The 11,989-nt window shown below is 59.6% G+C and carries 10 protein-coding genes and 1 pseudogene; 8 read left to right on the top strand and 3 right to left on the bottom strand.

Annotation, left to right across the window (positions count from 1 at the left end):
- Window positions 1–1,061: 1,061 nt before the first annotated feature.
- The 6 genes from AMM33_RS10070 to AMM33_RS10045 all read left to right on the top strand — a co-directional run bounded on the left by AMM33_RS10070 (window position 1,062) and on the right by AMM33_RS10045 (window position 7,046).
- Complete coding sequence (locus tag AMM33_RS10070; protein ID WP_194945369.1) at window positions 1,062–2,054, top strand: glycosyltransferase; 993 nt, start codon at window positions 1,062–1,064, stop codon at window positions 2,052–2,054.
- Window positions 2,044–2,868: an FkbM family methyltransferase gene (locus tag AMM33_RS10065; RefSeq protein WP_194945368.1), complete on the top strand. Its 825-nt coding sequence runs from the start codon at window positions 2,044–2,046 to the stop codon at window positions 2,866–2,868. Before AMM33_RS10070 ends, AMM33_RS10065 begins: the two co-directional genes overlap by 11 nt.
- Before the next feature lie 36 nt (window positions 2,869–2,904).
- Window positions 2,905–5,265, top strand: a complete 2,361-nt coding sequence (locus AMM33_RS10060) for a tetratricopeptide repeat protein (RefSeq protein ID WP_090140942.1) — start codon at window positions 2,905–2,907, stop codon at window positions 5,263–5,265.
- A gap of 164 nt (window positions 5,266–5,429) precedes the next feature.
- Window positions 5,430–5,618: a hypothetical protein gene (locus AMM33_RS10055; protein ID WP_090140939.1), complete on the top strand. Its 189-nt coding sequence runs from the start codon at window positions 5,430–5,432 to the stop codon at window positions 5,616–5,618.
- A 191-nt stretch (window positions 5,619–5,809) separates the two neighbouring features.
- Entirely contained in the window at window positions 5,810–6,238 is a 429-nt protein-coding gene (locus tag AMM33_RS10050; RefSeq protein WP_090140937.1) for a c-type cytochrome, read from the top strand.
- A gap of 268 nt (window positions 6,239–6,506) precedes the next feature.
- Window positions 6,507–7,046: a hypothetical protein gene (locus tag AMM33_RS10045; protein WP_090140935.1), complete on the top strand. Its 540-nt coding sequence runs from the start codon at window positions 6,507–6,509 to the stop codon at window positions 7,044–7,046.
- 109 nt (window positions 7,047–7,155) lie between these two features.
- Here AMM33_RS10045 and AMM33_RS10040 read toward each other — a convergent pair whose 3' ends face one another.
- A complete protein-coding gene (locus tag AMM33_RS10040; protein WP_090141295.1) occupies window positions 7,156–7,743 on the bottom strand; it encodes a lipocalin family protein in 588 nt (195 codons plus the stop codon).
- A gap of 106 nt (window positions 7,744–7,849) precedes the next feature.
- Complete coding sequence (locus AMM33_RS10035; protein ID WP_090140933.1) at window positions 7,850–8,644, bottom strand: SDR family oxidoreductase; 795 nt, start codon at window positions 8,642–8,644, stop codon at window positions 7,850–7,852.
- A gap of 71 nt (window positions 8,645–8,715) precedes the next feature.
- Between AMM33_RS10035 and AMM33_RS10030 the strand changes: the two genes are divergently transcribed.
- Window positions 8,716–9,315, top strand: a complete 600-nt coding sequence (locus AMM33_RS10030) for an isocitrate lyase/PEP mutase family protein (protein ID WP_090141294.1) — start codon at window positions 8,716–8,718, stop codon at window positions 9,313–9,315.
- A 233-nt stretch (window positions 9,316–9,548) separates the two neighbouring features.
- Window positions 9,549–10,547, top strand: a pseudogene (locus AMM33_RS10025) (Bug family tripartite tricarboxylate transporter substrate binding protein).
- Between the two features lie 137 nt (window positions 10,548–10,684).
- Here AMM33_RS10025 and AMM33_RS10020 read toward each other — a convergent pair.
- Window positions 10,685–11,458, bottom strand: coding sequence for a FadR/GntR family transcriptional regulator (locus AMM33_RS10020; RefSeq protein WP_053173462.1), 774 nt, complete (start codon window positions 11,456–11,458; stop codon window positions 10,685–10,687).
- Window positions 11,459–11,989 lie beyond the last annotated feature (531 nt).

The following is an 11,989-nucleotide window of genomic DNA, read 5'->3' as shown; positions in this document are numbered from 1 at the left end:
AGGCCCCCGTGCCCCCGCACGGACCTTTCCAAAGCCCGCCCACCGTGGCGGGTTTTTTTTACCCCGCCACCGCCCTGCCCCTTGCAGGTCGGTGGCTTTAGCCCCGACATTGAGCCTTCACACCATGCCCATTCACCCGCCCCATCCCATCAACCTAAAAATACCTTCTATTGATCCGGCCCTGTGAAGTTTGCAGGGTGACTTCCATCTTGCACCTTGTGGACGCTAGCCCTGCTGGCGATCAGACACATGTGGACCACAGGCTTTTCGCTTGGCTGACAAGCTCCCACAAAATCTTCCCAACGGGCAACACACGGCTCAGACTTCATCGGGCCGATCCTGCACCTTGTGGGAGCTAGCCCTGCTGGCGATCAGACACATGTGGACCACAGGCTTTCGCTTGCAGGGCAAGCTCCTACAAAATCCTCCCAACGGGCAACACACGGCTCAGACTTCATCGGGCCGATCCTGCACCTTGTGGGAGCTAGCCCTGCTGGCGATCAGACACATGTGGACCACAGGCTTTTCGCTTGGCTGGCAAGCTCCTACAAAATCCTCCCAACGGGCAACACACGGCTCAGACTTCATCGGATCGAATCCATAACAACTTTCGCGATTGACGCCTTAAGTATCCATCAAGATTCCTAAAAATAACCTTCAATAGCAATTTCTATTGTTTTAATTTGTAAACACCCGCCAATCCACTAACAAACCCAAAACCGTCACAAAAAATCCGCAAAGACCCCGTAGGTCAGCTGTTCGTAGGTCAGCACGCGAAGAGTCCGACATCTGCCCGATCACCCCCAGATCGTTGATGGTTCAAAAACTTCCCATTCAATTACCCAATTGGGGGTTTTTACTTGGCATCTTTGTCGATATCTTCAGCATCAAATTAATTTAATCACCAAAAAGCCAATTAATTTCATTTTCTGAAATTTCATGCAATTTTGCGTTTTATGTCAATTTATGGACAAAAAAGACAAGGTTGTGGCGTTTTGCGAGGTGATGACTTGGTATGAAGGGATGTGAATGACCATGATTTCGAGTGCGGGGTTTCCAAGATGAAGCCTTCTATTTATTACGCCTGTCGTTTGCCGGTGGCTGCCGGAGGCGAGTTGGTGAATTTTCAGCATGTGGCCACTTTGCGACGCAAGGGGTGGCGGGCTTTTGCGCTGCTCGATGACGGCTCCAAAGTCGCGGTGCCCAGCCGCCCTTATGCGGTGCCGATGGTGCAGATGGGCGAGTCGATGGTGTTTCAGCCTGACGATGTGTTGGTGTTGCCCGAGATCACGCCGCCTGCATCCTGGGAAAAGTTTGCGGCCATGCCTTGTCGCAAGGTGATGCACAACCAGAACCCGTATTACACGTTCCAGAGCTTTGGCGCGATGCCGGCGCTCAATGCCTATGGCCTGGCGGGGGGGCTGTGTTGCAGCCGCTTCACAGCGCAGATGCTGGGGCGTTTGGGCACCCAATTGGATTGGCAGGTGGTGCGGCCTTTTGTCTTGCCAGTTTTTTCGCAGATGGCGGGCAAGGACAAGAAGCGCCAGGTGGCGTTCATGCCGCGCAAGCGCCCGGTGGACGCGATGCTGATCAAGCAGGTGTTTGCCAATCTGTACCCGCATTTGGCCGATGTGCCATGGGTGGAGATCAGCAATATGGCGCGCCCGCAGGTGGCGCAGGTGCTGGGCGAGTCGCAGGTGTTTGCCAGTTTGAGCCAGTACGAGGGCTTGGGTTTGCCGCCGCTGGAGGCCATGGCTGCAGGTTCTTTGGTGTGCGGTTTTGACGGTCAAGGTGGGCAGGAATACGCCACGCCGGACAACGGTTTTTGGGTGGCTGATGGCGATCTGGAGGGTTTTGCCCATGCGGTGGCCAAGGCCCTGGAGTTGCCTGCCGATGAGGCGCAGATGCGGGTGCTCAATGGGCAGGCGACGGTGTCGCATTTCACCGAGTCGCGTTTTGAACAGGAGCTGGAGCTGGCTTGGCGTCATGTGCTGGGTGATCAGTGCCGGGATTTCATGTTGCCCCAGCCTGAAGGAGCAGTGCATGCGAATTAACCATTTGATTCAGGCGGATGTGACCAGTCCGGTGGTGTCTGCCGGGGCAGATGTGCGCTTTTGGATGGATTCGTGCGGTGGCCGCGATCAGGTGGCCCAGCAGATGCAGCGCGATGGCTGGCAGGCGTATGAGGCGCCTTTGCCCGATTTGGTGGCGCGTTGGTGCCATGGCTTACAGCCTTTGATGATCGACATCGGGGCGAACACGGGTTTTTACAGTTTGATGGCCGCCGCTTGTGGTGCGAAGCATGTGCATGCGTTTGAGCCGGTGACGGAAATCGTCGAGGTTTTGCAGGCCAATGTGGCGATTTCGGAGTTGTCCCGGCGCGTGACGCTGCATCAGGTGGCCTTGGGCGCGCAGGCGGGTGAGGGCTTGTTGTTCATGCCCACGACCGAGCACGGGCTGGTGGAGACATCGGCTTCTTTGAATCCGAAGTTTCGCACTCAGCATTCGGGCCAGCGGCCGGTGCCCGTGCGCAAGTTGGATGACTTGATGCCCAGCCTGACGCAGGGCTTGGCGCCCGGTCAGCCGCTGCTCATGAAGATTGATGTGGAGACGGCCGAGTCGGAGGTGTTGACCGGTGCGATGCAGGTATTGCACCATTGGCGCCCAGCATTGGTGTGCGAGATTTTGGAGGGCACGGATGTGCGGTTTTGGCAGGGCTTGGTGCAGCGTTTTGACTATGTGCACTTTGTCATGAAGCCGCAGGCGCCCTGGCTGAGTGCCGAGCTGCAGGTGGTGCCCAATGATCGCGCCCGCGACCATGTGTTTTTGCCCAAGGAGAACTTGGTGCAGTGGATGGCCTGTTTGTGATGCGGGCCGCGAAGATTTTCAAGGATTGAACAAACCATGAATCAAGGAGTGAATGAGATGACGCAAGAGATGCAAGAAGTGACGGATGTGATCCCGAAAGAGATCAGCGCTTTGGTTGACCAAGGTGTGCAGCTGCGCCGCGAAGGCAAGGTGCAAGAGGCCTTGGTGTTCTATAAGCAGGCGGCGGGTATGAGCGGGGCACCGGGTGCGGTGTTTTTCAATCTGGGCAATGCGTTGATGGACACGGGCAATCTGGTGGATGCACGCAAGGCATTTGAAGAGGCTTTGCAGCGTGACCCGACGATGGAGCCTGCGGCTTTGCAATTGGCGCGCTGCGCGGTGCGCATGAACGATCCCAAGCAGGCGCGTGAATTGTTTGCACAAATCCTCAAGGGCAATCCGAAGCATTTCACGGCTTGGCTGGAAGCGGGGCACTTGTGCCGTCAGCTGGGCATTCCTGAGCAGGCCTTGATCAGTTATCAGCGTGCGGTGTTGGCTGCGCCAGACCGTTGGGAAGGCTTGTTGTCGTTGGCGCGTGAGCTGGAAGATGCGGGGCGATTTGAAGAGGCTGCTTTGCATTACCACCGTGCATTGCCGCTGGCCTCAGAAAAGCCCGGCGGCATTCGTCAGGTGCACCGCCTGATGTCTCGCTATCGGCTCGAGCGTGGCGATACGTCCCGGGCCTTGGAGTCGCTGCGCCAGACGCTGGGCATGATGCGCATCGAAAAGCCCGAGCCCGATGTGAACGAGCGCGCCGATGTGCAGATTGACTTGGGCGAGATCTTGATGCGTCTGGGTTTGCACGCCGAAGCACACCGCGCGTTTGAGCGCGCTTCGGTGGCCACGTCCGAGGCGGTGTTGTCGCGTTTGGCGGCGCAGTCGTTTCAGAACAATTTGTGGGTGGAGGCACAAGAGGTGCTCAAGCGCAATGTGGAATTGCACCCGAACAGCGCCCCGGCGTATTGGAATTTGGCGCACTCGTATGCCGAGAGCTGGATGATGGAAGAGGCCATGGAAGCCCTGGCCAAGGCCGAGGCGATTGCGCCGCAGCCGGGCGCCAAGTCGATGCGCGCTTCGGTGGCCGGTCGCCTGGGTGATGCGGACACGGCCATGCGCTTGTACAAAGAGTTGTCCGAAGAAGAAGGCCCGCGTTCAGCCATGCGTTCGAGTGCGGCGATGAGTTCTTTGTACAGCGATGCGATGACGGCCGAGGAAGTGGCCCAGTTGCACCGCGAATTGTTTGCACCGTTGGGCGAGGGCGCACGCGCAGCCAGCAGTTTCAAAAATGAGCGTGATCCTAAAAAGCGTTTGAAGTTGGGTCTGGTCAGTGGCGATTTCCACCACCAACATCCGGTGAATATTTTCATGCAGCCGGTGTTGGCGCGCTTGGACAAGTCGCAGTTTGAAGTGACGATTTACCACACAGGTGTCTCGCATGATGACCAGACGCAGTTGGCGCGCAAGCGTGTGGACCATTGGGTCGCTTGTGCCAACTTGAGCGAGGTGCAGATAGTGCGCCGCATTGAGGCCGATGGCATTGACATTTTGATGGACCTGGCAGGCCACACGTCTTTGCAGCGCGTGGGCATGTTGGCGCAGCGCACTGCGCCTGTGCAGGCCACGTTTTTGGGCTATCCCGGCTCGACCGGCGTGCCCAACATCGACTGGATGCTGGCCGATTCGGTGGTGGTGCCGCAGGGCGCCGAAGCCTTGTGCACCGAGCAGGTCATGCGCCTGCCCAACACGGTGTTCTGCTATGCGCCAGAAGCCAATTACCCATTCCCGACTTACACCGAGGAACACGCCAAGCGTCCCTTGACGTTCGGCTCGTTCAACAATGTGCCCAAGCTCACGCCGCACACGCTCAAGCTGTGGGCGCAGGTGCTCAAGGCGGTGCCCGATTCGCGCTTGCTGCTCAAGGCGCCCAGCTTCAAGGACGAGTCGGCCATCAAGGTCTTCCGTGAACGTCTGGAAAAAGAAGGCGTCGATCCCGCACGCCTGGAGTTCCGTGGCCCGGTCGGCCTGACCGACATGATGGCCGAGTACGCCGATGTGGACATCGCCTTGGACCCCGTGCCCTACAACGGTGGCACCACCACGCTGCAAGCCATGTGGATGGGCGTGCCAGTGGTGGTCAAGGAAGGCAACAATTTTGTCTCGCGCATGGGCGCCAGCTTCATGCGCGCCGCAGCCTTGCCCGAGTGGGTGGCCAAAGACGATGCCGAGTATGTGCAAATCGCCGCCCGCATGGCCAAAGACCGAAAGGCCTTGCTCAAGCTCAAACAGGGCCTGCGTGACCGCCAGTTGGCCTTGCCCGCCTGGAACGTCGACACCTACACCCGCGACATGGAAAAAGCCCTGCGCAGCATGTGGACGAAGTTCTGCAAGAGCAAATAAACCAGGCCTCTTCAAGTGCCGACCTGCTGGACCCGGCAATCCAGCGGTGTCGCTTGCTCAAGCACCGACGTCAGCACGAGTTGAGTAGCTGGATTGCCACGCTTGGCTCGCAATGACGGAGTATTTGCGCACTTACCAACCCAACCCCAACTTTGAAATACAAAATGAACACCATCACTTACCAAAATGAACAAGAGATCTCCGAGGGCCTGACAGACATCATGGAGCAACACCAATTGCAAGAATTGTCTGGCGCCATGAGCACGGCTTTGTTGGCCCGCATCATCCAGGCCAGCGCGCCATCGGGCGGCGTCACCTCCAAAGACCTGTATGACACCTTGGTCTCGGCCTGAAAAAAACTCAGGTGGTCGGCCCCTGACAAAGCGACGCCAAGCCATTTGGTCTGCGGTTGAGGTCCCGCACATCTGTGTGCGCTTACACGCTCAGTTGTTGCCGGTCGTCCTTGCTCAAATTGTGCGAGTTGACGCACAGCGCATGCAGGATGTTCTTTCGATGATGGGCTTTTCAACCACTGGAGAAAAGCATGAAACATCCACCCATGAGTCAAGCATTGATCGCCAGCATTTTGGCGGTCACGTCCTCGTCTTGGGGGCAAACATCTGTGGCATTGGGGCGCGCTGATTTCAAGGACAACTGCGCCAGCTGTCATGGCGTGTCAGGCAAGGGCGATGGCCCGGTGCAGTCCTTTTTGCTCAAGCGCCCATCTGACTTGACCACGATTGCCCAACGCAACGGGGGCAAGTTTCCGCAAGACCTGATGTGGGAGGTGATCGACGGCCGGTGGTCGGGCGATGGAGGGCCGCATGGTTCGCGCGAAATGCCGGTTTGGGGCAACGAATTCAAGGCCCGCGCCATGGGGCAGCCCGGCGATTCGTCCAACACCGCCGAGTGGTCAGCGCGTAACCGGATCGTGTCTTTGTTGAAGTACCTGGAGTCGATTCAGGTGCCATGAGGTTTGAGGCGATTGACCACGCTGTCTGCGTGAATGTGGAGCCGGCATGTTGGAGACTGAAAGGTTTGCATCCAGTCACCCCGTAGGTCGGTGGCTTTAGCCCCGACATCTACCCTGTGATCCAAGCAGTCCTGTCTAAATCGAAGTCAGTGCCCCGCAACTGTGCGAGGTCGGCGCATTAACCTTGCTGTATCAGTGCCTATTTCTGGGCTGTGGGCAACGCAAACTCGCTCATGAACGAACATGGCGTGTTGTTGAGGAGACACCTATGGCTTGGCTGGACTTTTTGAAAAATGGCAATGAACTGAGCGAACTCTTGATCGAGGGCTGCAATCCCTACGGTGACAGTTTGCTCAAACAATCCGATGTGGACCAACTGCGCGCTCACATCCAGCCCGATGAACGGGTCCTGGCTTATGTCTTGGGCCGTGTGGTGCTGGCCGGTCGTGGCCTGTGGTTGTTGACCGAGCAGAACTTGCTGATTTCAGAGCACGACACGGGCACAGAAGTGCACACCTTCGCTTTGAAGGACATCACCCAGGCCGAGTGCGTCAAGGGCAAGTACGGTTACACCTTGCGTGTGATGGTGGCCGGTCAAGTGCGCAGTGTGTATGGCGCATCGGCCCACCTGGCGGCTGTCTTTTACCAAGCACTCGGTCAAAAGGTGCCTTGCAGCCCGGTCTTCAAACCTGCCACTTTGGACGCTGACGACCTGGCCCAAGCAGCGCACAACTTCGCGGACGCCGCACAACGCCTGCAAGCCGGGGTGCCGGTCAGCGCGGTGCGAGAAACCGAAGCGGTGCACTGATATTGACCTGCGCCAAGCCAGTCAGCGTCGGCGCTGAAGCTGCCGTCCTACGGGAACTGACTGTCGTTGGTCGGTGGGTTTAGCCCCGACATGTTTTAGCGAAATTTCCTCAAGGCAGACTGGGCGCGATCCGTTTCAGGTCGAAGCCCCGGTCCTGCAATTTGGCCAGCAGGGCTTGGTAGGTGGCGGCAGGCATTTGCGGTGTGCGCGACAAGATCCACAAATACTCGCGTTGGGGCTCGCTCACCACCACCCATTGGTAGTCGGGGTCGAGCTCAATGATCCAGTAGTCACCCCAGACCATCGGCAAGAAGGACAGCCACTCGGGGGCAAAGCGCACCTTGAGCCGAGGCGAAGTGGGCCCACCCATTTGCCGGGCCGCACCCAGCGCCTCGCTCCATTCGCCCTTGTCGGTTTTGCAGCGGTTGAGCACTTGCACCCGCCCATCGGCTTGCAGGCTGTAGGTGGCTTGTGTGCTGCTGACGCATTTGTTTTGAAACCAGTTCGGGTATTTGGCAATTTCGTGCCAGGTGCCCATGTACCGTGGCACGTCGACCGAGGGCACGGTTTGCAGCGCAGGCACCTGCGCGGGTGTGGCCACGGCGCTGAGTGTCCAACTCAGCAGCCCCACGCTTGCGCATTGGCGGGCGATGCAGAACAGGCGTTTGCTGTTGATGGGGCTCAAAAATGTATGCATGGATTCCTCCTTGTCGGCGCGGCGCCATCGCCGCGATAGTTCCTCGTAGAGCACCAGCCATCGCCGCGCGACCAGGCTGGCACCCGGCCCCGCTGTTGGGCTGGGCTCAGACCACGATGGGGTTGAGCGCGCCATCCATGCTCATGCAAATGCCGGTGACGTAGCTGGCTTTGGATGAGGCCAAAAAGAGCACGGCGTGGGCGATTTCTTCGGGCTCGGCCATGCGGCCCAAGGGGATTTTGGCAACGGCCTGGCTCATGGCTTCTTCGGGGCTGATGCCTTGGTTGCGGGCATCAGCGGCCATGCCTTCTTTCAGGCGGTCGGTGCGCGTGAGGCCGGGGTTGATGGCGTTGACGCGGATGCCTTGCGGGCCGTAGGCAGCGGCCAGGCCTGCGCTGGCCAGCATCAAGGCAGCATTGGCCGCGCCGCCGGGAAGGTGGATGGGGCTGGCCACTTTGCCGCCGTTGCCGACCACGTTGACCACCGTGCCTTGGCCGCGTGCGGCCATGCGCTGGATGCTGGGGTTCATCATGTGGATGTAGGTGAAGTACTTGGCCTGCATGGCGTCGGCCCAAGCTTCGGGGGTCAGCTCGGGGGCAGGGGTGCGTTTGGCAGCGCCGGCCGAATTGACCAGCACGTCGACGGGGCCGAATGCGGCTTCGGCCGAATCAAGGGCAGCGAGCGCGGCCAGTGCGTCGCGCAAATTGGCGGCCACGGTGTGGATGCGCTCGGCGGGGAAGGTGGCTTGCAGCTGGGCGCGTGCGGCGTTCAGGTTGGCGCTTTCTCGCGAGACCAGGCTCACTTTGGCGCCCTCTTGCAAGAAGGCGTGGGCACAGGCCAGGCCAATGCCTTTGCTGCCGCCGGTGATCAACACATGTTTGTCGCTGAGGTGCAGGTCCATGGAATTTTCTTCTGCTGAATGGAGGCAATTGAGCCGCAGATTTGAACATCCTTTTGGAAAGCCGTGCCTTCATGAACACAAAAACCTCTGCCTTGCGCGCACGTTTGGATCAACCGGGTCTGGTGGTGGTGCCGGGCGTTTTTGACACGGTGTCTTTGCGTCTGGCCGACAGCTTTGGTTTTGATGCGCTGTACATGACGGGCTACGGCACGGTGGCGTCGCACATGCGTTTGCCCGACGCGGGGCTGGCCACTTACAGCGACATGGTGGGCCGCGTGACGGCGATGGCGGGCATGGCGCGCACGCCCTTGATGGCCGATGGCGATACGGGCTATGGCGGCTTGCTCAACATGCGCCACACCGTGCGTGGCTATGAGGCCGCAGGGGCCTGCGCGATTCAGCTGGAGGACCAGGAGTTTCCCAAGAAGTGCGGCCACACGCCGGGGCTGACCCGCCCCGAGTTGGAGGCGCTGGGCTACAAGATCGCGATTTTTCCGGTGACGGCGCTTTTGGCCAGTGTGCAGTCCATGACGCAGGTGTACCAGCAGTTCAAGGACACGGGCTCGTCGGCCGCTGGCCAGACGGCTTTGTATGACTTTGCCGATTTGACCAAGCTCATGGGTTTTGAAGACGTGTGGGCGTTTGAAAAACGCTACGCCGAAACCGAATAAGCTCGGCGCGAAGCACGACCCGATGCGGCCCATAAACCATCGCTTGCAGGGCAAGCTCCTACAACAAATCCTTGTCCGTCAATCGCTGCTGCCCCCCCCCCAAGCCACGGCCTATGTAGGAGCCAGCCCTGCTGGCGATGGGCTGACCCCCCAATTCACGGCCCTTGTAGGAGCCAGCCCTGCTGGCGATAGGCTGACTTGGCCCCATTCATCAGGAGATCTGTATGTCCAGAATGAACGCTGCACCCCGCCGCCAATGGCTGAAAACCCTGCTGACCACCAGCGTGACCGCCTGCCTGGCGCTGGGCGCAGGCACAGCCTCTGCGCAATCGACTTACACCAGTCAACCGATCCGCCTGGTCGTGCCCTTTGCCACGGGAGGGGTCACCGACACCAGTGGCCGACTGATCGCCGAGCAGCTGTCCAAACGCTTGGGCCAGCAGGTGATCGTGGACAACAAGCCCGGTGCCTCGGGCAACATCGGCACACAAATGGTGACCACGGCCGAGCCCGATGGCTACACCTTGCTCTTGGGTTTTGACGGCACGATGGTGCTCAACCCGCATGTGTTTCCCAAAGTGGGTTTTGACACCGCCAAAGACTTTGCCCCCATCGGCAAGATTGGCGACGCGATTTTGATTCTGGTGTCGCATCCCGGTGTGCCGGCCAAAACACTGTAACAAGTGATCGCCCTGTCCAAGACCCAATCAGGTGGCCTGTCCTATGGCACCTCCGGCAAGGGCGGCACGCCGCACATTGCGGGTGAATTGCTCAAGCAGCGCACAGGTCCCAACCTGACACACATCCCCTACAAAGGCGGTGGCCAGGCCATGACCGACTTGCTGGGCGGCACCATCCCGCTGGTCTACACCGCCGTGGTGGGGGCGATCCAGCACGTCAAGGCGGGCAAGCTGCATGCGGTGGCCGTGTCCAGCGCACAACGCGCCCCGTCCATGCCCGATGTGCCCACCTTCATCGAAGCGGGCGTGACCGATTTCGTCATCAACTCCTGGGTCGGTTTGCTGGCCCCGGCCAAAACGCCCCGGGCCATTGTGGACAAGCTCAACACCGAACTGAACGCCGTGCTGAAAGACCCGGCAGTGCGCGAGCGCCTGAACACCTTGGGCATCACCGCCAGCCCCTGCGGCCCTGAAAAATTTGGCCGCGATATGGCGCGAGACCTGACGCGCTATGCGGCAGTGGTCAAAGCGGCCAACATCAAGGCCGAGTAAGCGTCTTCGTCACAAGCTCATGTCGGGGTCTTCGACCACCGACCTACAGGGAACCCTGGGGGCCATCTCTTCGTAGGTCGGTACTCGAAGAGTCCGACGTTTGCCCGATGGGGCACCCACACGCATGCACGAAGCGCTTATTTGCGCAGACCCTTGATCAGCGGTTGCGCCAGGCGTTCGCCTTCTTGTTGCCAGAACGTCGGGTCGGCTTGCTGGATGCGCACGATGGCATTGCCCATGTGGGCGGCGGCGGCTTGGCGGGCGGCGCTGGGATTGCCTGCTTCGACGGCTTGCAAGATGGCTTGGTGTTCGGTTTGCACTTCGGCGGCAAAGTCCACGCGGCGCGCTTCATTGGCGCGTGTGACTTGCGTGGCCCCGTGCAAGAACTGTCCGAGGTATTCGAGGGTCTGGATCAAAAACGGGTTGCATGCCGCGTCGGCAATGGCGCGGTGAAATTTCACGTCTTCGGCCACCCCATTGCCGCCTTCTTTGACGGCTGTGTCCAAAGCCTTGGCGGCTTGACGAATGGCGTGCAGGTCGCTTTCGCTGCGCCTTTGTGCGGCCAGTGCTGCAACCTCGGCTTCCAGGGCGCGACGCACCTCGACCATTTGCACCACGGCGTCTTTCGAGGCGGCGTGGCGGGCTTCAAAATTGAGCGGTGCAAAGGGTTGCTGTTGGCTGACAAACACGCCGCTGCCCTGACGTGATTCGACCAGACCCAAGGATTTCAGGCGCGAGACGGCTTCTCGCACGACGGTGCGGCTGACGGCAAACTGCTCGACCAGGCGCGCCTCGGTGGGCAGTTTGTCGCCGGGCAAAAGGCGTCCTTGGCGAATTTCGGCGGCGAGTTGTTCGCCCACTTGGTCAGACAATCGGGCGCCGCTGGTGACGGGGGTGAAGTGGTGGCTCATGACTTGTCATACAAAAGACAAGTTGCCAAGCATAGCCGCAACGCAACGGCTGCGTGTGTGGCGCGCTGAACTTGTGCTGTGGGTGGCGGTCTGCAGTCCACGGACCTGCGGTGAGTTGGTATGTGTAGGTCGACAGCTTCAGCTCCGACGTTGGTGGTTTGGCGCAGGCACTTGTCGGGGCTGAAGCCGCCGACCTACGGGGATGCGGTATGTGTGTAGGTCGACAGCTTCAGCTCTGACGTTGGTGGTTTGGCGCAGGCACTTGTCGGGGCGAAGTCGTCGGTTTACAACTTTGTTTAAAATTACGAATAGGTAAATCTATTTATCTATAGTAAATTATCGGTTGTTGCACCAGAGGGTGCTTTTGAAGAGATCGGAGACCGTTCATGGGTGCCTACATCAACCCGATTTATCCCTACAAGTCGCCCGCCGACCTGATGGCCACGCCGCCGTTGCGCAAACCTTTGATCGTGATTGGCGCAGGGCCGGTGGGCTTGGCCGCCGCCATCGATGCCCGCTTGCAGGGCCTCG

Source organism: Limnohabitans sp. DM1 (assembly GCF_001269385.1).
Lineage (GTDB): Bacteria > Pseudomonadota > Gammaproteobacteria > Burkholderiales > Burkholderiaceae_C > Limnohabitans_A.
The sequence above is the reverse complement of the archived record's forward strand: the minus strand, read 5'-3'. Positions and strand labels throughout refer to the sequence as shown.

Coding starts and splice junctions, on each gene's coding strand:
- AMM33_RS10070 (WP_194945369.1), top strand. CDS start 1,062: ATGAAGCCTTCTATTTATTACGCCTGTCGTTTGCCGGTGGCTGCCGGA.
- AMM33_RS10065 (WP_194945368.1), top strand. CDS start 2,044: ATGCGAATTAACCATTTGATTCAGGCGGATGTGACCAGTCCGGTGGTG.
- AMM33_RS10060 (WP_090140942.1), top strand. CDS start 2,905: ATGAATCAAGGAGTGAATGAGATGACGCAAGAGATGCAAGAAGTGACG.
- AMM33_RS10055 (WP_090140939.1), top strand. CDS start 5,430: ATGAACACCATCACTTACCAAAATGAACAAGAGATCTCCGAGGGCCTG.
- AMM33_RS10050 (WP_090140937.1), top strand. CDS start 5,810: ATGAAACATCCACCCATGAGTCAAGCATTGATCGCCAGCATTTTGGCG.
- AMM33_RS10045 (WP_090140935.1), top strand. CDS start 6,507: ATGGCTTGGCTGGACTTTTTGAAAAATGGCAATGAACTGAGCGAACTC.
- AMM33_RS10040 (WP_090141295.1), bottom strand. CDS start 7,743: ATGCATACATTTTTGAGCCCCATCAACAGCAAACGCCTGTTCTGCATC.
- AMM33_RS10035 (WP_090140933.1), bottom strand. CDS start 8,644: ATGGACCTGCACCTCAGCGACAAACATGTGTTGATCACCGGCGGCAGC.
- AMM33_RS10030 (WP_090141294.1), top strand. CDS start 8,716: ATGAACACAAAAACCTCTGCCTTGCGCGCACGTTTGGATCAACCGGGT.
- AMM33_RS10020 (WP_053173462.1), bottom strand. CDS start 11,458: ATGAGCCACCACTTCACCCCCGTCACCAGCGGCGCCCGATTGTCTGAC.